At 63.8% G+C, this 23,479-nt stretch carries 22 protein-coding genes and 2 riboswitches; of the genes, 5 read left to right on the top strand and 17 right to left on the bottom strand.

The window, feature by feature from the left end; translation table 11 throughout:
* Window positions 1–7 precede the first annotated feature (7 nt).
* From ACIPW4_RS21570 to ACIPW4_RS21545, 6 genes are all read right to left on the bottom strand, one after another.
* A complete protein-coding gene (locus tag ACIPW4_RS21570; RefSeq protein WP_400661326.1) occupies window positions 8–622 on the bottom strand; it encodes a response regulator in 615 nt (204 codons plus the stop codon).
* A 214-nt stretch (window positions 623–836) separates the two neighbouring features.
* On the bottom strand, window positions 837–1,079 hold the full coding sequence (locus ACIPW4_RS21565) for a DUF1272 domain-containing protein (RefSeq protein ID WP_400661324.1): 243 nt from the start codon (window positions 1,077–1,079) through the stop codon (window positions 837–839).
* A 61-nt stretch (window positions 1,080–1,140) separates the two neighbouring features.
* Window positions 1,141–1,893 carry a precorrin-4 C(11)-methyltransferase gene (gene cobM, locus ACIPW4_RS21560; RefSeq protein WP_400661323.1) on the bottom strand — a complete coding sequence of 251 codons (753 nt, stop codon included), beginning with the start codon at window positions 1,891–1,893 and terminating at the stop codon, window positions 1,141–1,143.
* A gap of 30 nt (window positions 1,894–1,923) precedes the next feature.
* On the bottom strand, window positions 1,924–2,316 hold the full coding sequence (locus tag ACIPW4_RS21555) for a cobalamin biosynthesis protein (protein ID WP_400661365.1): 393 nt from the start codon (window positions 2,314–2,316) through the stop codon (window positions 1,924–1,926).
* Between the two features lie 17 nt (window positions 2,317–2,333).
* Window positions 2,334–3,026, bottom strand: coding sequence for a CbtA family protein (locus ACIPW4_RS21550; protein ID WP_400661322.1), 693 nt, complete (start codon window positions 3,024–3,026; stop codon window positions 2,334–2,336).
* A 7-nt stretch (window positions 3,027–3,033) separates the two neighbouring features.
* Complete coding sequence (locus ACIPW4_RS21545; protein ID WP_400661320.1) at window positions 3,034–3,219, bottom strand: CbtB domain-containing protein; 186 nt, start codon at window positions 3,217–3,219, stop codon at window positions 3,034–3,036.
* A 109-nt stretch (window positions 3,220–3,328) separates the two neighbouring features.
* A riboswitch (cobalamin riboswitch) is annotated at window positions 3,329–3,551 on the bottom strand.
* A gap of 70 nt (window positions 3,552–3,621) precedes the next feature.
* Window positions 3,622–3,833: riboswitch (cobalamin riboswitch) on the top strand.
* Between the two features lie 100 nt (window positions 3,834–3,933).
* Here ACIPW4_RS21545 and cobW point away from each other — a divergent pair.
* From cobW to ACIPW4_RS21525, 4 genes are all read left to right on the top strand, one after another.
* Window positions 3,934–5,001 carry a cobalamin biosynthesis protein CobW gene (gene cobW / locus ACIPW4_RS21540; RefSeq protein ID WP_400661319.1) on the top strand — a complete coding sequence of 356 codons (1,068 nt, stop codon included), beginning with the start codon at window positions 3,934–3,936 and terminating at the stop codon, window positions 4,999–5,001.
* A 3-nt stretch (window positions 5,002–5,004) separates the two neighbouring features.
* On the top strand, window positions 5,005–8,766 hold the full coding sequence (gene cobN / locus ACIPW4_RS21535) for a cobaltochelatase subunit CobN (RefSeq protein ID WP_400661317.1): 3,762 nt from the start codon (window positions 5,005–5,007) through the stop codon (window positions 8,764–8,766).
* Window position 8,767: 1 nt separating this feature from the next.
* The gene (locus tag ACIPW4_RS21530) at window positions 8,768–9,769 is read left to right on the top strand and encodes an ATP-binding protein (RefSeq protein WP_400661315.1); all 1,002 of its coding nucleotides are present in this window, start codon (window positions 8,768–8,770) and stop codon (window positions 9,767–9,769) included.
* A gap of 83 nt (window positions 9,770–9,852) precedes the next feature.
* On the top strand, window positions 9,853–10,437 hold the full coding sequence (locus ACIPW4_RS21525; RefSeq protein WP_400661313.1) for a VWA domain-containing protein: 585 nt from the start codon (window positions 9,853–9,855) through the stop codon (window positions 10,435–10,437).
* 113 nt (window positions 10,438–10,550) lie between these two features.
* Here the strand turns inward: ACIPW4_RS21525 and ACIPW4_RS21520 are convergent, their stop codons facing one another.
* Window positions 10,551–10,817 carry a hypothetical protein gene (locus ACIPW4_RS21520; RefSeq protein WP_027919312.1) on the bottom strand — a complete coding sequence of 89 codons (267 nt, stop codon included), beginning with the start codon at window positions 10,815–10,817 and terminating at the stop codon, window positions 10,551–10,553.
* Between the two features lie 343 nt (window positions 10,818–11,160).
* On the opposite strand from ACIPW4_RS21520, the gene ACIPW4_RS21515 reads away from it, so the two are divergent.
* Window positions 11,161–12,486 carry a sigma 54-interacting transcriptional regulator gene (locus ACIPW4_RS21515; RefSeq protein ID WP_400661311.1) on the top strand — a complete coding sequence of 442 codons (1,326 nt, stop codon included), beginning with the start codon at window positions 11,161–11,163 and terminating at the stop codon, window positions 12,484–12,486.
* Here the strand turns inward: ACIPW4_RS21515 and ACIPW4_RS21510 are convergent, their stop codons facing one another.
* The 10 genes from ACIPW4_RS21510 to ACIPW4_RS21465 form a co-directional block, all read right to left on the bottom strand.
* Window positions 12,487–14,688 carry an LTA synthase family protein gene (locus tag ACIPW4_RS21510; RefSeq protein ID WP_400661310.1) on the bottom strand — a complete coding sequence of 734 codons (2,202 nt, stop codon included), beginning with the start codon at window positions 14,686–14,688 and terminating at the stop codon, window positions 12,487–12,489. It lies immediately after the preceding gene.
* A gap of 121 nt (window positions 14,689–14,809) precedes the next feature.
* Window positions 14,810–16,096, bottom strand: coding sequence for a hypothetical protein (locus ACIPW4_RS21505; RefSeq protein ID WP_400661308.1), 1,287 nt, complete (start codon window positions 16,094–16,096; stop codon window positions 14,810–14,812).
* A 47-nt stretch (window positions 16,097–16,143) separates the two neighbouring features.
* Entirely contained in the window at window positions 16,144–16,890 is a 747-nt protein-coding gene (locus tag ACIPW4_RS21500; protein ID WP_400661307.1) for a hypothetical protein, read from the bottom strand.
* 46 nt (window positions 16,891–16,936) lie between these two features.
* The gene (locus tag ACIPW4_RS21495; RefSeq protein ID WP_400661305.1) at window positions 16,937–17,617 is read right to left on the bottom strand and encodes a C39 family peptidase; all 681 of its coding nucleotides are present in this window, start codon (window positions 17,615–17,617) and stop codon (window positions 16,937–16,939) included.
* A gap of 69 nt (window positions 17,618–17,686) precedes the next feature.
* Entirely contained in the window at window positions 17,687–19,177 is a 1,491-nt protein-coding gene (locus tag ACIPW4_RS21490; RefSeq protein WP_400661304.1) for a heme utilization protein, read from the bottom strand.
* A gap of 54 nt (window positions 19,178–19,231) precedes the next feature.
* On the bottom strand, window positions 19,232–19,810 hold the full coding sequence (locus tag ACIPW4_RS21485) for an adhesin (RefSeq protein WP_400661302.1): 579 nt from the start codon (window positions 19,808–19,810) through the stop codon (window positions 19,232–19,234).
* A 1-nt stretch (window position 19,811) separates the two neighbouring features.
* Window positions 19,812–20,243 carry a hypothetical protein gene (locus tag ACIPW4_RS21480; protein WP_400661300.1) on the bottom strand — a complete coding sequence of 144 codons (432 nt, stop codon included), beginning with the start codon at window positions 20,241–20,243 and terminating at the stop codon, window positions 19,812–19,814.
* A gap of 298 nt (window positions 20,244–20,541) precedes the next feature.
* A complete protein-coding gene (locus ACIPW4_RS21475) occupies window positions 20,542–21,093 on the bottom strand; it encodes an AAA family ATPase (RefSeq protein ID WP_400661299.1) in 552 nt (183 codons plus the stop codon).
* Entirely contained in the window at window positions 21,090–21,656 is a 567-nt protein-coding gene (pnuC, locus tag ACIPW4_RS21470; protein ID WP_400661297.1) for a nicotinamide riboside transporter PnuC, read from the bottom strand. Before pnuC ends, ACIPW4_RS21475 begins: the two co-directional genes overlap by 4 nt.
* A 107-nt stretch (window positions 21,657–21,763) precedes the next feature.
* A complete protein-coding gene (locus tag ACIPW4_RS21465; protein WP_400661295.1) occupies window positions 21,764–23,398 on the bottom strand; it encodes a methyl-accepting chemotaxis protein in 1,635 nt (544 codons plus the stop codon).
* Window positions 23,399–23,479: the final 81 nt, after the last annotated feature.

Genomic DNA, 23,479 nt, shown 5'->3' with positions numbered 1-23,479 from the left:
CGGTCGCTCAGTTGACGTGGTTGCGTTTGGCCAGGTCAACCATTTCCACCAGTGACTCGGTCTTGAGTTTTTCCATGATGCGGCCGCGGTAGGTGCTGATGGTCTTGGCACTGAGGTTCATGCAAGTGCCGATGTTCTTGTTGTTTTCGCCGCGGGTCAGACGTCGCAATACTTCCATTTCGCGATTGGAAAGGCTGCCCAGGCGCTCCGGCTCGCTCTCCAGGGTGTTGCTGTTCACCGACATCTGCGGAAAGGTGGAGTAGCCCTTGATCAAGGCTTTGAGGGCGAAGACCACGGCCTCGAGGTCTTCGCCTTTGGTAACGAATGCACCGATGCCGGCATCCAGACAGCGGCGTACGTAAAGATCGGTGGCTTGCCCGGTCAGCACCATGATTTTCGGTGCTGGCTCCTGTTGCTGCAGGCGCTTGATGACTTCCATGCCATCCAGGCCGGGGAGCCCTATGTCCAGCACCACTACATCCGGGCGCAGGTCGCGCACTTTCTGCGCCACTTCACTGCCATTGTCGACCTCGCCGACGATACGAAAGCGCTCACGCTCGAGCAGTATGCGCAAGGAAAAACGGACGATGGCATGATCATCAACGATCAGCACGGTTGTCATGTCACTAACTCCTGTCGGAATGTGGTCGGTTTCCTGAAGCATTCAGGAATACGTCTGCAAGCTTTTTCTGCTGTGCGGCACGATACGACCATTCCGGATCCGTGGTAATGGCGAGTATAGATGTGTTGAACAAGCGAACCGGTATTGTGGAAATTTCCTACAAGATAAGTGTTACAGGCATCGTCGCAAGAGACGATACCCGTGTTGGCGAGGGTCAGGCGCAGGGCGGGTGAGGCTTGAGGACGCGCTGGGTAGAGGCGGGGTTGTTGCTCAGGGCAGGGCCCACCCGCGTCGGGCGTGCCAGCAGCTGGCCGCCGCAATTCGGGCAACGCCCCTGCAGGCGGCTGTCAGCGCAGTTGCGGCAAAAGGTACATTCGAAAGAGCAGATCATGGCGTCAGGGCTGTCGCCCGGCAGATCGGCATCACAGCACTCGCAATTCGGGCGTAGCTCCAGCATGGGTATCCCTCCGGTCGGGTGGAAAGCGCAGTCTGCTCCGCCTCTCATCGCCTTGGCAATGCTAGTCGCCGGGACGGTACAGGTGGGCGTGGCCGGCGCGGTACAGCGCCGATTCGCTGAACGGCGCATCGCCCAGCACATGGCCGACAAGAATCAGTGCGGTGCGACGAAAGCCCTTGCTGGCAACCTGTTCGACAATATCGGCCAGCGTCCCGCGCACCCAGTCCTGGTCTGGCCAAGTGGCACGATGCACCACCGCGACCGGGCAGTCGGTGCCGTAGTGAGGCAGCAGTTCTTCTACGATGCGTGGCAGGTGCTTGACCCCGAGGTGGATGGCCAGGGTGCTGCCATGGCGGGCCAGGTCAGCGAGCTGTTCGCCTGCGGGCATGGGTGAGCTGTCGCCGTAGCGGGTGAGGATGACCGTCTGCGCGACTTGCGGCAGGGTCAGTTCACAGCCAAGCAGCGCTGCACTGGCGGCGGTGGCCGTGACCCCTGGGATGATCTGGTAGTCGATGCCCAGTTCGCGCAGATGCCGGATCTGCTCGCCAATGGCACCGTACAGGCTCGGGTCACCACTGTGCACGCGGGCCACGTCGTGGCCCTTGGCATGCGCGGCACGGATGGCGTCGATGATCTGTTCGAGGTGCAGTTCGGCGCTATTGATGACTGTCTCGGCCTGATGGCCCTCGAGCACCGCTGCGGGTACCAGGGAGCCTGCGTAGATGATCACCGGGCACTGACGGATCAGGCGCTGGCCCTTGACCGTGATCAGTTCCGGGTCGCCGGGGCCGGCGCCGATGAAGTAGACCGTCATGGCAAATCCTTGGACAGATGAAAGAAGCGATTATCCGGCGCAGGCCAGCGCCAGGGTAGCGGGGCCGAGCACCTGCCGCGCTACCCGGAGCGTGGCGCTTGTGTGGCTGAGGCTGGCCAGTGCCAGTGCCGTGCTCTCGGCTACGCCCCAGCATCCGCTGTGCGCGTAGGCGACGGCCGAGCGGTGGCTGAGCAGTGGCTCGAACGCCAGCAGTTGCCCCGCTTCGAAAACCACCAATGGCAGTGCGTGACGTGCAGCGAGCTGTTGCAGGCCTGGTTCATCGCCTTTGCCGGCGATGCTGGCAATGCCACGAAGTGCTGCGGCGCTCAGGCCATGCCGCTGCAGCACTTCCTGCAGCAAGGTGTCCAGGGCCTCCACCGGGCAGCCGCGGCGGCAACCGAAGCCGGCGTACAGCGCCGGCATGGGTAGGGCGATGGCCATCAGGCGTGGCTGGAGCGGCGATACAGCCAGGCGCTGAGCAGGCCCAGGGCTACCCAGAACACTGCGTTGGTCAGCCAGGACGCGATCTTGAATTGAGCTTCCAGGGCTTGCGGGGCCAGGCTTTCGTGAACCTCCGGCTGCGGCGCGCCGATCAGGTGCGGTACCACCAGCAACACGGCGCCCAGTGCCTTGAGCACCCCATGGCGTGCAAACACCAGCAGTGCCAGGCCCAATGCGGTCGCGGCTGCAGTGCCGATCCACCAGCTCTGGCGCTGACCGAGGTCGGCGGCAGCCGTCCCTGGCAGCTCTGGTGGCAAGCCCAGGGTGGGCGCCAGGCAGAACACGGCGAAGCCGGCCAGCCCCCACAGCGCGCCGGTACTGGTGCGCCCCGGTTCGCGCAGGCTGTAAAGGGCGGCGAGGATCAGCGCGAAGCCGACGGCCACCACCAGATTGCCACCGGTGGTCGAGAGGATGCGCTGCCAGCCATCTTCGGGCGACCAGGCTTCTTCGCTGTGGCTGTGGCCAGCGACGGCCTCTTCGCCGTGGTTATGGTGTTCGGCGGCAGGGGCGGCCGATTCGTAGGTTTCCGCCTGGAGGATCAGCGGTGCGACCCAGAAGCTTTGCAGCAGGGTCAGCAACAGGGCGGCGAGCAGGCCGCTGAACCCGGCAGTGCGGGCGATACGCTTGATCATGGCAGCCTCAGTGGCAAGGGAAGGCGGCGCTGTGGCGGGTGTCGTGCGCGGCGTTGTGCACGGCTTCGATGTGCGAGAAGCCGGCAAAGTAGACCAGGCACAGGCCGAGCAGGCTGGCGCCGACGGCGATGACCACGCGCTGGCTGAGGGGGACGGGCGTAGCGATGCTGTGTTTGGCACTGGTGACGGGCATGACGCGTTCCTCTGCTTTGCTTTTTTATAAAGACAATGGGGCAATGGACAAGCGCGGCAGCCCCGGGTGCGAGGCGCCCGGGGGAATGCGACAGCGCCCGCCCACCGCGGGGTGTTCATGAACGACAGGCCGGTCTCCGGGCTTGCGAGGAGGAGCAGGGCTCCTTTGAAAGCATCACCTTCCCATGCCGGACTGCGTGGCACAGTGGTCTGGACGCTTCGCTCGCTTACCGTTGCGGGGGCAGCACCGGATTTGCCCGGCCCTGGCGAGGGCCTGCGACGCACCGATTTCCCGTTTCACCCCATAGGGGCACCTGACGCAAGGCGTAAGGAGAGCACGGGGCGAGAGTGCCGTCAAATGGTTGCTGAACCATCATTCGGTTGACCACCCGCCACCCCCCGCGTAGCCTTGCGGCTTCGAGGTTCTTCGGCCATGCCGAAGCTAAGACGGGAACGCGGTACACGCCGCGGCTGCCCCCGCAACTGTAGGCACCGATAACGGATCGACACAGCCACTGCGCCCAGGCGCGGGAAGGCGTCATCCCGCCAGATGCTTCCCCGTGAAGCGCTGGAACGGTGCAAGCCAGGAGACCTGCCTCGAGACGATTTCGACTTTCAACCGGGCGGGGTGATCCGGTGGCGAACGAGCCCGGCCGGCCTGGCCTGTGGCTTTACGTCCCGTGTGCCCGCGCCAACCTGCCAAGGGCAACGCGACATGAAAACACTGGCCAAGCTCCCCGTCACCATCGTCACCGGCTTCCTCGGCTCGGGCAAGACCACCTTGCTCCGCCACATGCTCGACAACGCCCAGGGCCGCCGCATCGCGGTCATCGTCAATGAATTCGGCGAACTTGGCATCGACGGCGAAATCCTCAAGCAGTGCAGCATCGGCTGCACCGAGGAAGAAGCCAGCGGCCGTGTCTATGAACTGGCCAATGGCTGCCTGTGCTGCACCGTGCAGGAAGAGTTCTTCCCGGTGATGCGCGAACTGGTCGCCCGCCGCGGCGATCTCGATCACATCCTCATCGAAACCAGCGGCCTGGCGCTGCCCAAGCCGCTGGTGCAAGCCTTCCAGTGGCCGGAAATCCGCAATGCCTGCACCGTTGACGCCGTCATCACTGTTGTCGACAGCCCGGCCGTGGCCGCCGGCACCTTCGCCGCCTACCCCGAGCAGGTCGACGCGCAACGCAAGCTGGACCCCAACCTGGACCACGAATCGCCGCTGCACGAACTGTTCGCCGACCAGCTGGCCAGCGCCGACCTGGTGGTACTGAACAAGGCCGACCTGATCGACGCCGCAGGCCTGGCCAAGGTCCGTGCCGAAGTGGCCGAAGAGCTGCCGCCCGCGGTCAAGGTAATCGAGGCCAGTCGCGGCCGACTGCCGCTGGACGTGCTGCTGGGCGTAGGCGCCGAGTCCGAGGCGCACATCGATGGCCGCCGCACCCACCACGATTCCCACCATGACGGCGACGATCATGACGATCACGATCACGACGCCTTTGACTCGATCTCCATCGACCTGCCCGAAGCCGACGAAAGCCTGCTGCTCGATGCCCTGACCCAGCTGGTCGTGGAGTTCGGCATCCTGCGCGCCAAAGGCTTTGCGGCCATCCCTGGCAAACCGATGCGTCTGCTGGTGCAGGGTGTGGGTACCCGTTTCGACAAACACTTCGACCGCGCCTGGCGCGCCGACGAGCCACGCATCACCCGCCTGGTGCTGATCGGCCAGGACCTCGACGCCGTGCAACTGGAAGCGCGCCTGCGCCAGGCCCTGGGCGCCTGACCCATGCACCTGCTGCGGACCCAGCCCGGCGGCTTCGTGCCGGACGACAGCATTGCCGACCTCGGCCAGACACCCGCCGACCTGGTGATCCTCTGCAGCGGCGACTCGCACCTGGCATTGCTCGCCGAGACCGCCGAGCAACTGCCGGAGGATTTCCCCAGCCTGCGCCTGGCCAACCCGATGCAGGTGCAGAACCATGCCTCGGTCGACCTGTATGTCGACGAGGTGCTGCGCCATGCCAAGGTGATCCTGGTATCACTGCACGGCGGCGTGGGCTACTGGCGCTATGGCGTCGAGCAATTGGTCGAACTGGCTGCGCGGGGTGTGCAACTGATCATGGTCCCCGGCGATGACCGCCCGGACCCGGAGCTGACAAGCCTCGGCACCGTCACCGGCGAGCCGGCCGAGCGCCTCTGGCATTACTTGCGCCAGGGTGGCAAAAGCAATGCCGTCAACCTGTTCAGGTGCCTGGCCAACCAGTGGTTGGGGCGCGATTATCACTGGGACGAACCGCAACCATTGCCAAGGACCTCGGTGTATCACCCGCGCACACCCGGCGCGCAACTGGAGGATTGGTACAGGCAATGGAACGCCGAATACCCGGTGGCGCCGCTGCTGTTCTATCGCTCACACCTGCAAGCCGCCAACACCGCATTCATCGACACGTTCTGCGAGCGCTTGCAGGCAGCCGGCCTCAATCCGCTGCCTATCGCAGTGGCCAGCCTCAAGGAAAGCGCCTGCCTGGAGCAGGTCGAGGCCTGGCTGGACGAAGTGGGCGCCGAGGTGTTGATCAATACCACGGGATTTGCCCTGTCCAGCCCGGAACGTCCCAACCTGCGCCCATTTCGTCGTGATATCCCGGTGCTGCAGGCTATCTGCGCGCAGGACAACCAACCGGGTTGGGAAGCCAGCGAGCAAGGCCTCGGTGCTCGCGACCTGGCCATGCACATCGCTTTGCCGGAGCTGGACGGGCGCATCATCACCCGCCCGGTGAGCTTCAAGGACATGGCCTGGCGCAGCGAGCGCAGCCAGTCCGACGTGGTCTGTTACCGCGCGCACCCCGAGCGCATGGACTTCGTCGCCGAACTGGCGCGGCGCTGGGTCGAGCTGTCGCGCCTGCCCAATGGGCAAAAGCGTGTGGCCCTGGTGCTGGCCAACTACCCGACCCGCGATGGCCGTATCGGCAATGGCGTCGGCCTGGACACCCCGGCAGCCGCCTTGAACATCCTCAAGGCACTGCAGGCCGAGGGGTATCCGCTGGCAGCGCTGCCAGGCAGCGGCACGCAACTGATTCATCAGTTGCTTGGCGGGGTCACCAACGACCTCGATCACCTCGACCAGCGCCCCTGCGCCCAGAGCCTGAGCCTGGCGGATTACCAGGCAGCCTTCGCGCGTCTGCCCGAGGCCAATCGCCGGGCGGTGCTGGAGCGTTGGGGGCCGCCCGAGCAGGACCCGATGTACCGCGAAGGCCGCCTGATGGTGGCTGGCCTGCGCTTCGGTCTGACCTTCGTCGGCATCCAGCCTGCGCGGGGCTATCAGGTCGACCCCAGCGCGGTGTACCACGACCCGGACCTGGTGCCGCCGCATGGTTACCTGGCGTTTCACTTCTGGCTGCGCCATGCCTTTGCTGCTGATGCCGTCATCCACGTCGGCAAGCACGGCAACCTGGAATGGCTGCCCGGCAAGGGCGTCGGCCTGTCTGCGCAGTGCTGGCCGGACGCACTGCTCGGCCCGCTGCCGAACATCTACCCGTTCATCGTCAATGACCCGGGCGAAGGTGCCCAGGCCAAGCGCCGTACCCAGGCGGTGATCATCGATCACCTGATGCCGCCGCTGACCCGCGCCGAAACCTATGGCCCATTGCGTCATCTGGAACAGCTGGCGGACGAATTCTACGAAGCACAGTTGCTCGACCCACGGCGCGCCCGCGAACTGCAACGCGACATACTGGAGCTGGTCAAGGCCAACCACATCGACCGCGAGTTGCAGCTCGAAGGCCAGCTGGACGATGCGGCGGTATGGCTGCCGCGCCTGGACACCTACCTGTGCGACCTCAAGGAGTCGCAGATTCGCGATGGCCTGCATGTCTTCGGCCAGTCGCCGCAGGCACGCCTGCGCATCGATACCTTGCTGGCCTTGCTGCGCGTGGAGCGGGGCGATGGCCGCGGTGGCAATGCCAGCTTGTTGCGCACGCTGGCCAGGGCACTGAGCCTGGGTTTCGATCCGCTCGATTGCGACCTCGGCGAGGCCTGGTCAGGCCCCCGTCCGCCGCTGCTGCGGGCCGTGAACGAGGGCGTGTGGCGCACGGCGGGTGACACCCGGGAGCGCCTTGAGCTGCTGGCGCTGCGCATCATCGAGCAGGCACTGGAGGGGCATGTGCAACTCCCCGAGCAGGCTGAATGGCAGCCGGTGCACCAAGTGATTCAAGCCCTGCGCGAGCAGGTGGCGCCAGATCTGGACGCCTGCGGCGCTGCCGAAATCAACGGCCTGCTCGCCGCGCTTGCAGGGCGTTTCGTCCCCGCTGGGCCCAGCGGTGCCCCCAGCCGTGGCCGACTGGACGTGCTGCCCACCGGGCGCAACTTCTATACCGTGGACGTGCGCAACCTGCCGACCACCACGGCCTGGCGCCTGGGGTTCGCCTCGGCCAACCTGATCCTTGAACGGCACCTGCAGGACCATGGCGACCACCTGCGTCAGCTTGGCTTATCGGTGTGGGGCACGGCGACCATGCGCACGGGGGGGGACGACATCGCCCAGGCCATGGCGTTGATGGGCGTGCGCCCGGTATGGGCCACCGCCAGTCAGCGTGTCGACGACTTCGAGATCCTGCCGCTGAGCCTGCTCGACCGCCCGCGGGTAGACGTGACATTGCGTGTTTCGGGCTTCTTCCGGGATGCCTTCGGCAACCTGATCCGCCTGTTCGACGCCGCTGTGCAGGCCGTGGCGGCACTGGACGAGCCGGACGACCTCAACCCCCTGGCCGCACGGGTACGCAACGAGCGCGCCAGCCTGCAGGCGCAGGGCGTGGAGGCCGAACAGGCGGCACGCCAGGCTGGTTGGCGGGTGTTCGGTGCCAAACCGGGTGCCTACGGTGCCGGCGTGCAGAATGCCATCGAAGGGCGACTGTGGCACAGCCGTGACGACCTCGCCGAGGTGTACCTCAACCACGGCGGCTACGCCTACGGAGCCAGTGATGAAGGCACGCCGGCGCGAGCCCAGTTCGCCCGGCGCCTGGGCCAGGTGCAGGCGGTGCTGCAGAACCAGGACAACCACGAGCACGACCTGCTCGATTCTAATGATTACTATCAGTTTCAGGGGGGCATGCTGGCGGCATCGGAGACCTTGTCCGGTGCTGTGGTGGCCAGTTACCACGGCGATCACAGCCAGGCCGACCGGCCGCGCATCCGCACCTTGAAAGAAGAGCTGAACCGCGTGATCCGTGCCCGAGCCCTGAACCCGAAATGGATCGACGGGGCGAAGCGCCACGGCTACAAGGGTGCGTTCGAACTGGCCGCGACGGTCGACAACCTGTTCGCCTTCGACGCCACCACGCACCTGATCGACGACCATCATTACCAGTCGCTGGCCGATGCCTACGTGCTAGACCCGGCGACCCGCGACTTCATGCGCGAGCACAACCCCGAGGCCCTGCGTGACCTCACCGAACGCTTGCTGGAAGCCCAGCAGCGCGGGCTCTGGGAAGCCCCTGGTGACTACCGCGAAGCGCTCGAGGAGCAGTTGCTCGACGGCGAGGAACAGGCTTGAAATGACTGAACCCCTGCAATTTCCGTTGGCCGCCGTGGTCGGTGCCGAAGACCTCAAGCTGGCCCTGTGCCTGACGGCCATCGACCCGAAGATCGGCGGCGTGCTCATCGAAGGCCCGCGCGGCATGGCCAAGAGCACCCTGGCTCGCGGCTTGGCCGACCTGCTGGGTGAGGGCCCGTTCGTGACCTTGCCGCTAGGGGCGAGTGAAGAGCGTCTGATAGGGACGCTGGACCTGGACGCCGCGCTCGGCCAGGGCAAGGCGCAGTTTTCCCCCGGGGTGCTGGCCCACGCCGATGGCGGCGTTCTGTATGTCGATGAAGTCAACCTGCTGCCCGACCCCTTGGTCGACCTGCTGCTGGATGTAGCCGCCAGTGGTACCAACCGCATCGAACGTGATGGCATTTCCCATCGGCACAGCGCCCGTTTCGTCCTGATCGGCACCATGAACCCCGAAGAAGGCGAGTTGCGTCCGCAGTTGCTCGACCGTTTTGGCCTGAATGTGGCCCTCGAAGGGCTGCCTGCGCCGCACGCACGTCAGCAGATCATTCGCCGACGGCTGGCCTTCGACAGCGACCCGCAGGCGTTCTGTGAACAGTGGGCCAATGCCCAGACGCAACTGCGCGAGCGCTGCCAGTCAGCGCGCCAGAGCCTGGCGGCGATCGCTCTGGATGATCAGGCCCTGGCCTGGATCACCGAGCGCTGCTTTGCCGCCGGTGTTGATGGCTTGCGTGCCGACCTGGTCTGGCTGCGCGCCGCCCGTGCCCATTGTGCCTGGCGCGGTGGGCAGGCCATCGAGGAGGCCGATGTCGACGCGGTGGCGGAGTTCGCCTTGCGCCATCGCCGCCGCACGTTGCCTGATGCGCCAGCCAGTACGCCGCCAGGTGCAGCCGATGGCCGCGACAGGCAGGACGAGGGCGGGCAGGGCGACTGGGGGGCGCTTCCAGCGCAGCCGGTCAGCAGCGGCGCGCGGCGAGAGGTGCCGAACTGGGCAAAAAAGCCCTGAGCATCCGCCAACCAGGTTTGCCGTTGGCGGATGCCATGCCCCGTGTCGGCAAACTGGCAGGTGCAAGCCGCGGGCGCGCCCGTATGGCATCTTCTGGCGGGGTGGCCTGGCTGCCCACTTTGCTCAAGGGGCGTCCGGCAGCGCGCCAGGACCTCTGCTGGCAGCAACGTCATGCCCAGGCCAGTGAATTATGGCTGGTGATCGTCGACGCCTCGGCTTCCACGCGCCGCCATCAAGCCCTGGCGCAATGCAAAGGCCTGTTGGCCGAGCTGTTCGACCAGGCTTACCGGCAACGCGCCCGTCTTGCCTTGCTGACGGCCAGCGGTGGCGCACCGCAATGGCAGCGCCATGGCCTCAAGGCATCGGCAAGCCTGCAGCCCTGGTTGCAGGCCCTGGGGGCCGGTGGCGGTACACCGCTGATCGCTGCACTCGATCAGGCGCGGCGCTGGCTGCAGGCTCGGCACAAAGCCCATCCACACGAATTGCAGCGCTGCCTGGTCTTCACCGATGGTCGCCTGCAGCGCTGGCATGCCGTACAGCCCATGCCGTGCGCCACCATACTGGTGGACATGGAATTGGCGCCAATTCGCCTGGGGCGGGCTCAACAGCTGGCCACTGAACTGCAGGCCGAGTACCAGCACCTTGAACAGTTCAAACGAATGGAGTGAGTCAGGCCGAAGCCTTGGCGCGACACTATGTCGCAATAAGAAAGTTGCCTGGCAGGCCAGTGCAAAGTTGTGCAAGTGCGTGCCGGGCACGCACTTGAATGGGCACAGCGATATTACTTGGGCATGGACCAAGGCTGCAGGTCATAGCCTTTCTGGCACAGTTCTGCACGCACTTCCTCGATCAGGCTGGCCCATTGTGCAGGGTCCGAATAGATGCGCGACGATACTTGCTTGCTGCCAATACGGGTGCTGGTCCGGTCGATGACCGCAAGGCTCAGCTCACCGGTGCCGTTGGGCGCATCCCAGGCAACGCACTGGAACGGTTCGAACGCGTGGTCGGCAATCAGCAGTGCTTCATTGACACGGAGCGGGGCATTCATGGTTCGGTCTCTCTATGGTCCCAAACATCGAAATAAGGTCCGCTTTACTGCTACGTCGCTTCAGGTTTAATCGCGATCCGCAGCGCGGGGTTATTCGTACTGATGCTCCAAGTTAGGGGTGGAGTCACACAGATAATGTAAATTTTTTGCGGGTTACACCTTTTTGTTTCCCGGCGCCGGCTGTGACGTCAATAAATATGAAAAATTCCCGAACGGCATTGAGCGGGTTGAATCCGGCAGACAGACGGTCGTGGGCAGCGTCAAGTTCGTTGCTACTGTTAATTGGGCGCCGCAACTTACTGTTTTAACGTAAAAAACCAACAATTGGCGCCAAGGAACGGACATGCACGAGACTGCCGCTCTGCGTCGCTTGCTCATCGTCGACCCCTGCGACGATTGTCACCGTCTGTTACCTGGCCTGGAGAGTGCCGGCTGGGAAGTTCACAGCTGTAGCCTCGATCTGGCCCTGGAGCATCGCTGCGACATTGGCCTGCTGCGCCTGCAGCCGTCGCACCTGCGGCATCCCGATGCCGTGAAGGACATGATCAAACGCAGCAATACCGAGTGGATTGCCGTGCTCGATGCCGAGCAGTTGCGCCTGCAGAATGTCGGAGATTTCGTCTGCGAGTGGTTTTTCGACTTTCATACCCTGCCATTCGACTTTTCCCGCGTCCTGGTGACGCTGGGGCGCGCATTCGGCATGGCTCGGCTGCGCGGCAAGGGCACGGTCAGGGTGGACGGGCTGGAACATGAACTGCTCGGCGACAGCCGCCCGATCCTCGAATTGCGCAAACTGCTGGGCAAGCTGGCGCCGACCGAATCGCCCGTGCTGATCCGCGGCGAGAGCGGTACCGGCAAGGAACTGGTGGCGCGCACGTTGCACCGCCAATCACTGCGCAGCGAAATGCCGTTCATCGCCATCAACTGCGGGGCGATACCTGAAAACCTCATCCAGTCCGAGCTGTTCGGGCATGAAAAAGGTGCCTTTACCGGTGCCCACCAGCGCAAGGTGGGGCGGATCGAGGCAGCCCACGGCGGCACGTTGTTCCTCGACGAAATTGGCGACCTGCCGCTGGAGTTGCAGGCCAATTTGCTGCGTTTCCTCCAGGAAAAGCACATCGAGCGGGTAGGTGGAAGCCAGCCGATACCGGTCGACGTACGGGTACTGGCGGCAACCCATGTGGACCTGGAAAAGGCCATCGAGCATGGGCGCTTTCGCGAAGACCTGTACTACCGGCTCAACGTATTGCAAGTAGTCACGGCCCCGCTGCGTGACCGGCATGGCGACCTGTCGATGCTGGCCAACCACTTTTCGCATTTCTACAGCCTGGAGACAGGCCGCAGGCCGCGCTCCTTCAGCGATCATGCGCTGGCTGCGATGGGTCGGCACAACTGGCCGGGCAATGTCCGTGAGCTGGCCAACCGGGTGAGACGCGGGCTGGTGCTGGCCGAAGGGCGCCAGATCGAGGCTCAGGACCTTGGCCTGCACGGGCTGGAGCAGGAGGACCAGCCGCTGGGCACCCTCGAAGACTACAAGCACCGGGCTGAACGCCAGGCGCTGTGCGATGTGCTGGACAGGCACAGCAACAACATGAGCATTGCCGCGAAGGCGCTTGGGGTATCGCGGCCGACGTTCTACCGCCTGCTGCACAAGCACCAGATTCGCTGATCAGCTGGAATGGGCGATATGCCCGTCAGCCAGGTCCTCCAGTGGTTCTTCCTGGTCTGGTAGCGCAGTGATCACACTGAAATCGCTCACCTCGACTTCGCCGCCGCCATAACCGAGCAGGTGGAAGGAAAACGCCTTGCGCATCGTCGGGTTATCGAAGCCGAATTCCATTTCCAGCGGTTCGTCAGTCGTCACCCGAATTTCCTCGGGCAGCCCCAGCGGCACATCCTGCTCCAGCTCCTTGGCTTTGAGCTGAATATAGGCGGCGTGCTGCGGGTTCAGCGAACGCACCTTGATCCGTACCCGGGTGTGCGAGCCCTCGGGCATTTCCAGGTATTGCGCGCCGATCAGGTTGTCAGCCCAGTCGTCACGGATGCGTGCCTGCAACTGAATGGCGGACGGGCCGCCGAACTGGTAACGCAGGTTCAGCGGCGTCTGCAGCAGCGACTGGTCGAGCACCCCGGCCAACGCGCCGATCTGCGCCCCCAGCGCACCGTCGCCAGGGCCGAGGTAGCGGGCCCGGTCGGCGATGAAACCGGGGCTGTCATAGCGGCGGCAGCGCTGCTGGAAGTCGCATTCGGTGAACACGCCCTTGCCATCCTGGTAGCGCAGCATGCCGTTGGTGTAGGAAATCATCTCTCGGCCACTGTCGTAATCGCGGTACAGCGAGCGTCCGCCGAGCGCGACCGGGATCGGCAGGGCAAAGTAGTCGAGCAGCGAGGTGGCCAGGTCGATGTGGCCGTAGGTGCCATTCTTGATGCGCGGCAGTTGAGCCTGCTCCGGTGCCAGGGTCAGGTTGAAGCCCCAGGACGAGGCCAGGCGCACGCCGTCGATACCGTGGGACTCGTCCGAGGTGATTACCACCAGTGTGTCGTTGAGAACGCCCTGGCGTTCGAGCTTGTCGAGGAACGCGCCGAGCGCATCATCGAGGTAGGCGACCGCCGCTTGCTTGGCGGTGTCGTAACGCTGCAAGTACGCTTCAGGGGCGGAGTAGGGCTGGTGGGTGCCGACGGTCAGCAAGGTGAGCATCCAGGGGCGCTCTTGCTGGCGTAACTGGCCGACATAATCCAGGGCGCCTTCGAAAAACGCCCGGTCATCCTTGCCCCAGGGAAATTCCAGGTAGTTGGTGTTGCTGAACCACTCCAGCCCGTGAACCGAGTCGAAGCCGATATGCGGCATGATCCGGTCCTTGGCCATGAAACGCAGGCCTGCGCCTTGCAGGTAGTGGGTGGTGAAGCCGGCCTGGCGTAACTGTGCCGGCAGGCATGCCTGGTTGCGCTGCTGCTGGGTAAGCAGCTCTACGCCCTTTGGCGTGCCGTTGGCGAGCTTGTCGTAGTCGCCGCACAGCATCGCATACAGGCCGCGGATGGTCTGGTGGGTGTGCAGCACATAGTCCGGGGTGTTCATGCCACGCTCGGCCCAGCGGCTGAGGTTGGGCATCAAGTCTTCGTCGAAACGGCTGTTCAGGGCCTGGCGGTTGGGGCGCACGTAGGCGCCAGGGATGCCTTCCAGGGTGATGACCAGCAGGTTGCGGGCGCGGCCCGGCGCGGCGAGCAGCTTTTGCCCGCTGAGGTCATGCTGGGTCAGGCCGGCGGTGGGCAGCGGTGTGACTGTGGGTGCGCGGCCTGCCCAATGTTCGGCATGACGCTGCAGGTCACCAGCCGCTGCGGACAGCAACTGATGGGGCAGATTGTACTGACGCCACTGGTCTGCGTCGCTCGGGGCCAGGTGCTGGCTGCCCCAATGCGCAGCAAGCAACAGCGCGGGGATGGCCCATGCCTTGCGAGAGAGCGCTGCTCCAGGTTGCTTGCGGCTGCGCCAGGCGCTCCCCAGCCAGGCCAACAGGCCGCCCGCCAGCACCACAGGCAGCCAGGCATGGGCCAGGCCGCCGCCGGTGGAGTTTTCCATGAATTGCGGGTCGAACAGGTAAGCCAGGTCGGCACTGTTCGGCAGCCTGCCGACAGCGCTGACCAGTTCGGCCGAAGCCACCCACAGCGCGGCCCATGCCAGCAGAACCGGCAGCGCCAGCCACCATGGGCGACGCTGCAACAGCAGCACCAGCAGGGTGCCCAGCGCCAGGTCCGACAGGTAGCCATACGGGCTGGACCAACCCAACAGGGTGCGCACGGCCAGAGGAATCACCAGCACCAGGGTAATCAGGGCGAGAAGCCGGGTGCGTGGCGGGCCTTGCAGGTTCTTCACGAAAACTTTCCTTTTGCCATGAAATCGTCACACAGATGTGGGCGATGATAACAGGCCGATACCCGGAAAGCCGTTGGCTACAAGGTTGGTAACCAATTGGGGCGCGATGCGCCCCCGGGTGTCAGAAGTAGTACGGGAATTTGAGGCTGAAGGAAAAGTCCGGCGAATCGTCTGTCAGGCCTATCGACAGGTTCGGCACGATCGTCAGGTTGTTGGTGGCGGCAAAGGTCAGGCCGACGTTGAAGTTGGCCGCGTTGTAGTCGCTGTTGGTCACCGACTGCCAATCGCCGCCATCGGGCTTGATCTTGCTCTTGCTCGAGAACTGGTCGGTTACCGAGAACGACATGCTCATCTTCTCGTTCAAGGCGAATGCGATACCGCCGCCGATCTGCCAGGAGTCACCCAGTTTCACGTCCCCAGGCACCTTGGTGTTGACTTGGGGGCTGATGTCGCTGAACGAGTCCTCCATGTTGTACGTGTACTGCAGGCTGGCGAACAGCACGGCCGGGTCGAAGGTCTTGACCAGGGACAGGCCCGGCGAAATCGACCAGACACCATTGCCGGTAGGCAGGTCTTCCGGTACTGCCAGGTTGTCGTTGCCAGGGCTCTGGATCAGCTTGATGCCATACGGGTCCTCGCCTGTCGGCGCCTTCACCCGCAGCGTCGCAACGGCGTCCGGCCAGGTTTCGTCCTCGTCGAGGAACTTGTAGGCGATACCGACGTTGACGTCGCCGATGGCAGGATCGCGGGTCACCGATTCGTCGTTGGTGGTACCCGCAGCACCACCTGCGCCACCAGACGAGTAGGTGGACTGGCGGTAGACGATGGGAACGTTGATATCGAACTGCCAGCGCTGATCGACGTTGTAGCGGGCGGTCAGGTCCAGGGTCCAGTTGTCGGCCTTGATGCGGTCGATGTTGATATTGCCCAGGAAGATCGAGTCCAGCGCCAGGAACCCGTTGAGGGTCAACGCCCGGGTATCGTAGTGGGTGTAGGTCACCCCGGTTTCGACACTGAACTTGCCGCCACCGAAGAAGCCGCTCGCTTCGTCATAGAGGTTGGAGACGCTCTGCGCCGGCTCGGAGTTGTCCTGCAGCGACTGCCCGTAGGAGCTGCCACTGCCGCTGCTGCCTGGCGTGCCAGAAGCCACGGTCTGGGCACCTTTCACCCCCTCTGCAGGGGACTTGGTCAGGCGCTTGGGTGCCGGCTGGGCCGGGGCCTCCTCGACCTGCTTGAGCCGTTGTTCCAGCACCATCAGTGCGTTCTGTTGGGCTTCATAGCGCTGTTTGAGCGCAATCAGTTCCTGTTTGAGTGCTTCGACCTGAGGGTCGGTTGCCGCCTGTAGCAGAGTGGCCGGGGCCAATGTTGATAAACAAACGATAGCTCTGAACGTCAACAAACGGTGCATGGATTAGCCGTCCCTTCTGACTACATACGATGAGACTTGAGCGTAGATCAGTATCCGAGATTGCGAAGGCCTTTGAGCTGGTCAAGATTGGCGCTCACAGACCCCGCTACAGGCGGGCTGTCTCGCAGTACCACATTCAGCGAGGTCAGGTTGCTGACCCGGTTGCTGGAGCCGAGCAGGGTGGTGTTCTGCATCAGCCCACCCTGGCCCAGGCGCTGCAGGCTGCTGCCCTGGTTGCCGTTGGCGATGATGTTCATCTGCACGCCGCTGCTGCCGGATGACACGCTCATTGAGCCTGCGCCGTTGGCTCCCACCAGTGTGGAACCCGCCGTCAGAACCTGACCCTGCGGTTGGTCGGCTGGCGCTTCGTTGCCCTTGGTGACATTGATGTCGACATTGTTGTGGGCCATGTTGAAATCGCCGGCCGCGCGCACTACCTGGGTCACGCCCTCGGTGCTGTTGAGGCCGCTGCCGCCGGTGACGGTACCGGTACCGGTGCTGCTGGTTCGAGCGCTGCCGGTGCCTTTTTCATCGATCATCGACACATAGAACTGCGGTTTGAGGGTCGATTGCTGAATCTGCATGGACGACGTCGCGCCGATCACCTCGCCATTGGCGTTCTGCCAGGTGCTGCTCATGACCACACCGAAGCTGACGATCCGCCCAGGCATCACATAGCGCCCCCGCAGGCTTGCCAGCTCCTGATCCTTCAGTTCGATCGGTTTGAACGTTTCTGCCTGGGTCGGCAGGCTGGCGGCCAGGCACATGACTGCCAGCCACAGGGAAGTCTTCATGGAGTGCTCCCGGAACGTCTTGCCCTACTTCATTGAAAGTAGGCCGTTAGAAGAAGTCGCTTTGAATGAAACCGAAGTCCATCAGCTCCGCATCCTGCACCGGCGTGAAGTTGCTGATGCGGTTCTTGGCGCTCAGCGGCAGCGGCGGGTCGAGGAGAACATTGCTCTTGTCATAGCCCTGACCGATGACGGCGAAGATGATGCCGTTCCAGCCTTTGACGAAATCATCGAGCTTGAAGCGCTTGTGGCCAAGGACAGGGTCACCGATGTACACCCAGCCCCTGTCGACCTTCTGCATCACCACGAAATGCTTGTAGCCGCGGATATCCATCAGCACGACCACGGGGATGCGGATGCTGTGGAGCGTGTCCGGAGCCACCTTGTAGCCGCGTGCGCGCATACCCAGGCTTTCGACATATTTCTTCATGTCGAGCATCGAGAACCCTTGCGTGCGGACCAGGTCCTGGTCGGCGTGGGCCAGCATGCCCTCGATGACCTGGTGTTCATCCACGTCCAGCCAGTAGGCCTGGCGCAGGATGGTCGCCAGCGACGCTGCACCGCAGCTGAAATCGGTCTTCTGTTGAACCAGGTCGGCAAACTTGCGTTCGCGTATGCTCTGGATCGGTTTGTAGATCACCGCACCACCCGGCAGCACGGACAACGGCATCTGGGATGCTTCGCCAAGACTGGCGATGCACAGCAGAAATGCCAAGGCGATCATGCGCATGTTCGACGCCCCCTGCCTTCTTCTTGTTGGAAAGAGGCTCCCCGAAGGGAGCCTCCACAGCGCAGCGTGTTACATCGAGGTATTGGAGATGGCCAGCGAGTTGCTCTGCTGGTTGCCCACACCGGCCGCCACGTTCACGCCCAGGTTGCCGCTGCCACCGTTCACCGAACCACTCAGGGTGGCGGTGTTGGTCACAGGGTTGGCCCAGCCGGTCGGGGTCAGCACTTGGAACGACACGGTGTTGCTCAGCGCGTACTCGCTAGACTCGCTGAAGCTCTTCGAGATGCTGTCCGACGATTCCGATGCTTTCTCGCCGGCCTTGTCGTACGCCGAAGCACTGGCTTTTTCCCAGTCCGACGCATTGGCTTTCTCGTAGGAAGTATCGCGAGCCTTGTCGTAGGACGAGTCGCGGCTACGGTCATACGAAGAGTCATAGGCTCTGTCAAAGGACGAGCTGAGCGACTTGTCGAACGACGAGTTGCTGGACGAGTCATGCGACTTGTCGACCGATGCATCCAGCGATGCACTGAGTGATGCGTCGAAGTCGTTGCTGCGCGAGCGGGTGAAGTTGCCGAAGGTCTGCGAGGACGATGCGCTGCCATTGGCGCTGGCATCGAGCGATGCGCTAACCGTGGTGTTGGAGGTAGAGCTGTGGTCACGGCTGGCAGAGCCGTTTGCAGCCCAGTCGTTGGAGCCACTGGCGGTCATGCTGTTGCTGCCGCTGGCGGTGCTGCTGTTGGAGCCGCTGGCGGTCATGCTGGTAGAGCCACTGGAGCTGCTGCTCTTCGACCCGCTGGCGCTGGCACTCTGGCTTCCCGACGCGCTGTAGCTGGAGCTGGAGCTCTTGTCGACACTGGCATCGAACGCGCCGCTACGAGAGGACGATCCGCTCGAAGAGGTGGTGAAGGTCAGCGTGTCGACAGTGTAGGTGCGGTCGGCAGAGTTGTTCACCTCCAGCCCAGGGCCACTCTGGTTGGCCGAGGCAGTGGCGGTTGAGTTACCGATTGCTGCGGCGTTGTTGGCGATGGCCATGCTGTTTTTCTGCTGGTTGAGATCGCCGCCAGCGATGTTGATGCCCAGGTTGCCGCTGCTGCCTTCAGCCGAACCGCTCATGACGGCAGAGCTTTGGGTCGACCAGTTGTTGACCTTGTTGTTGTTGCTGCGCTGAGTGATCTCGGCGGTCGCATTCGAGGTGCCGAAAACGAAGCTGTTGTCGATGGCTGCGTTGTCGGACGAGGTGTTGGCGATAGCCGAAGCGTTGGCTTGCTGGTTGCCGTTACCGGCCGCCACGTTGACACCCACGTTACCACTGGCACCGGCGCCCGAGCTGCTCATCTCGGCTTCGTTGATGGTGCCTTGGTTGCGGATCGTATTACCGGTGCTTCTCTGGCCGTCATTTGCATTGGCCGTGGCATCGGTCATCACCGCACGAGCCGGTGGCGTGTGGTTATTGTTGTTGTGGCCATTGCCACGACGGTCGTTCTGATCAGCCTGTGCAGCAACAGCCATGACCGCAGCAATTGCGAAAACCAGAGGCTTGATTGCCATCGAAGGTTTCATGGTGTTTCTCCGTTCTTTAGGTTAAGTGTTGTTCTTACCTTTTACCTGTCAGGGTCAGTTCGCGACCCGTACGCTCAGGGTGTTTGCCGTCTGGTTGCCCACCCCGGCGCTCTGATTCAGCTGGATGACCCCGCGGCTACCGGTGAATGCCTGGTCACCGGTGGTGACCTGGCGATAGCCGGGTGAGGTATCAGATGGATCGGAGCTGTTGATCAGCGCCACGTTTTGCTGCAGCAGGACGCTGTCATCGATGCTTTGCGGTTGAGTACTGATGCTGATGCGCAGGGCATTGGCCTGCTGGGTTGCGGCCCCGGCGCTCTGGTTGACGCCCAGTGCACCACTGCCCTGGCTGAAGGCATTGCCCTGAATGCTGGCGCTGGCGCCCATGTTGGGGTCGACGATGGCCTGCTGGCGTTGGCGGATCTGCGTGGTCGCGGCGGCCTCGTGGCCCGTGGCGAGTGCCCGGGCGTTGGCCTGTTGCTGCAGATCGCCAGCGGCCTGGTTGACGGTGAAGTTGCCTTGATACCGGGCGCCGGAGTTGTCGATGCTGGCGTCATTGATGACCGGGACCGGGGACTGCGCCAGCGCCGATGCGCTGCTCAACATGGCCAGGACTAACAGCGTCTGCCTCATGTCATTTGCCTCCAGTGAGGATCTGCAACGGGGCAAGTCCGCGCTGGACGCTGGTGTTGACCATGTTGGCAATGCCGCTGCCCGAGCCTGTGCCGCGCCCGGCCGCCTGGTTGGCCAACTGCGTCTGGTTGCCGATCTGGCCGCCAAGGTTGTTGGTCTGCTGAGTAATCAGCGTTGAAATCCCCGTGCCGCTGGTGATGCTGGCGAAGTCGCCATCACTCAGCTCGTTGGTTTGCTTGATCACGTACGCCGAGGGGTTGGCGTTGGCGGTGGTGGGATTGGGGTCGGGCGCCAGGGGCGCGCGAATGGCCATGCGCGGTTGCACATCGCGGGTGATGATGATGATGCCGTTGTCGGCCATTGCGGGCAGGGTCGAGCCCAAGGCACAACCGACCAGCAGCAGGCGAACAATGCCCTTATCCAGTTTCCCCATGACGGCTGCTCCTTTTGCAAGCGCTGGTCTTGTTCAGCGTTGCGAAGGTGCAGAGCGAAAGTCGTGCCGCTTTTTAATTATCCTTTGAAATCAATGGCTTGAGCGCATTCCCTGATCTGGCTGTGAATTTGTTGTATCAGGGCTGAGACAAATTTTCCGCAACACCGGGTTTGGCCCAGCATTTGCGTTACTCGAACGGCGGTTTCGCAGACTGTTTCATCACCTTGACACCGCCCCTGAAAAGGGCGTGCAACCCCGTAGATACAGGGAGTTGGCGTCAGTGGGGTGTGTCACCTGATTAACACTCGGTTGGGCAGAGCGGGGGTTTGTCGTTCAACAGGCGCTGTACGGCTCGCAAGGCCGCTGCGCTGCGCTGCGGCCAGTCACCTTCGATGATCTGCAGCGGTTGCCCATGGTATTCCAGCCACCGGCGGCTGTGGTCGAAGAACCTCTGGCGGTCGGCGAGGTCTGGCTGGCTGCGCTGGCCATCGGCGACCCAGCCCACACCTTGCGGGCTGAGCAGCAGGTGCAGGTCGTAACGTCGGGCAAGCAACGCCTGTTCCAGCCAGGGCGGGCAATCGTCGAACAGGGCGCGGCTCCACAGCATGTTGCTGAGCAGGTGGGTGTCGAGGATCAGCAGCTCAGGTGCCTGCTGGCGGGCCTGGTCTTCCCAGGCCAGCTGGCCACGGGCGATGGCGGGAACATCGGCATAGCAGGTATCGCGGCCTTGCTGGTCGATGAAGTGGCGCACGTATTCGGCCACCACGATACCGCCGAAATGAGCCTGGATTTCACCGCTGAGCCAGCTTTTGCCACTGGACTCGGGGCCGCAAAGCACCAGGACCTTCATGCGTGCACCAAGGCTGGGTCACGGCGCCATTCCAGCCAGCCGCGTACCGCGATCAGGGTCAGTACGACAAAGAAACCGGCAGTGAAATACAGCTGCTGGTGCAGGTACTGGCCGACATAGACCACATCCACCACGATCCACAGTGGCCAGCACTGCACGCGTTTCTGCGCCATCCACAGCTGCGCGACCAGGCTGAAACCGGTCAGCGTCGCATCCAGCCAGGGCAGGGCGGCGTCGGTCCAGCCGGCCATCGCCGCACCAAGTGCCACGCTCAGCAGCAGCCCGGCCGCCAAGCCGCCGAACAGCGCCCGGGTTGGCAGGTGCGATACCTGGCGGGCATCCTCGACGCGGCCCGGGCGCTTCCATTGCCACCAGCCGTACAGTTGCAACACGGCGTAGGCCAGTTGCAGCAGCATGCCCGAGTAAAGCTTCACCTCGTAGAACAGCCAGCCATAGATAAGCACCATGACCAGCCCGATCGGCCAGCACCAGGCGTTCTGTTTGACGGTGAGCCACACGGCGGTGACGCCGAGCACGGCGGCGATGAGTTCGAGGCCGGACATCGGCGATCCTTGGTTGGCAAAGGGCGGCGATTGTAGCTTGTGCGGGGCGGGAGGTGTAGCGCGCAACCAGCACCAGCCCGTTCGCCGGGCCGGTGATCACGCCCGGTTCAGACCCGGAACTGGCGCAATAGCTGTTCCAGCTCCTCGCTCAGTTGCCCCAGCGCCAAGCCGGCATCACTGGACCGACGCGCGGCGTCGGCGGTCTGCTGCGACAGGCCGGCGGTGTCCAGCACATTGCGGTTGATCTCCTCGACCACATGCGACTGCTGCAAGGTGGCACTGGCGATCGAGGCGTTGAGGGCGGTGAGTTTGTGCAGCGCCTGGCTGATGGCATCCAGGCTGGAGCCGGCCTCACGGGCTTGCTGCACGGTCTGGCGCGAGGCCTCACTGCTGGTGTCGATGGCTTTGACGGCCGCGTCGGACTGGCCTTGCAGGTGCTCGATCATGGTGTGAATTTCGGCCGTCGATTGCGCAGTGCGTTGCGCCAGCAGGCGCACCTCATCGGCGACCACGGCAAAGCCGCGGCCTTGTTCGCCAGCGCGAGCGGCTTCAATGGCGGCGTTGAGGGCGAGCAGGTTGGTCTGCTCGGCGATGGCGCGAATCACTTCCAGCACTCCGCCGATCTTCGTGCTGTGCCCGGCCAGGTCACGGATCACCTGCACGGCCTGCTCGATGGTCGCCGAGAGGCGGTCGATCTGCTGCAAACTGCCGTGGATCGCCTGTTGACCGTGCGCCACCTGCTGCTGCGCAGCGCGCATCTCGTCGGCGGCCTGTTCGGCCGTCTTGGCCACATCCTGCACGGCATAGGTGACTTCGTTGACTGCCGTCGCCACCTGGTCCATCTGCATCGACTGCCGGGCGCTGTGCTGCTGTGCGGCGCCTGCACTGTCCCCGACGTGCCCGGCCGACTGCGCCAAGTCGTGGGCAGCGCCCTGAAGCTGGCCCACCACCCCCTGCAGCTTGCCGTTGAACTGGTTGAAGTGCTGGCCCAGGTGGGTGATCTCGTCGCGGCCATGGGTGTCCAGGCGCCGGGACAGGTCGCTTTCGCCGCTGGCGATGTTGCCCATGGCCTGTACTGCCTCCTGCAGAGGGCGGGCAATGCTGCGGGCGATGAGCATGACCACCAGGGCCATCAGCACGGCGATGGCAAGGCCCAGCAGTGAGGCATCACGCAACTGGCGGGCGAATTCGGCCTGTACATCGTCGACGTAGACGCCGGAGCCGATGATCCAGCCCCAGGGTTTGAACAGCTGGATATAGGAGGTCTTGGCCACCGGCTCGCTGGCGCCTGGCTTGGGCCAGCGGTAATCGACGGGGCCGGCGCCCTGGCTGCGGGCGAGGGCGACCATCTCGTTGAACACGGCGAAGCCGTCCGGGTCACGAATGGCAGAGAGATCCTGGCCGTCGAGCTTGGGGTTGGCCGGATGCATGATCATCTTCGGCCCCAGGTCGTTGATCCAGAAATAGTCGTTCTGGTCGTAACGCAGTGCTTTCACCACTTGCAGGGCCTGTTGCTGGGCCGCGTCACGGCTGAGTGTGCCGGCGGCTTCCAGGCCCTGGTAGTAGGCCAGCACGCCTGCGGCGGTCTGCACGACGTGGCGGGTCTTTTCCGCCTTGGCCTGGTACAGGTCGCCATGGATCTGGCGCAGCATCAGCAGGCCGAGCGCCACCAGCATGCCCAGCGCAACCACCAGAATCAGCCACAGACGTCGGCTGATCGACATCGACCGTAATGCCTTCATTGAATCCACTCCCGCATTGTTCTTTTTATTCAGGTGCATCCAAGCATGGTTTGGCAGCGGCAGGCACTCGACTAATGGCTA

It is taken from the genome of Pseudomonas sp. NPDC089996 (genome assembly GCF_044748405.1).
In the GTDB taxonomy this organism is placed as follows: Bacteria; Pseudomonadota; Gammaproteobacteria; order Pseudomonadales; family Pseudomonadaceae; genus Aquipseudomonas.
Note: the sequence above shows the minus strand (reverse complement) of the source record. Positions and strands in the feature narration are given on the sequence as shown.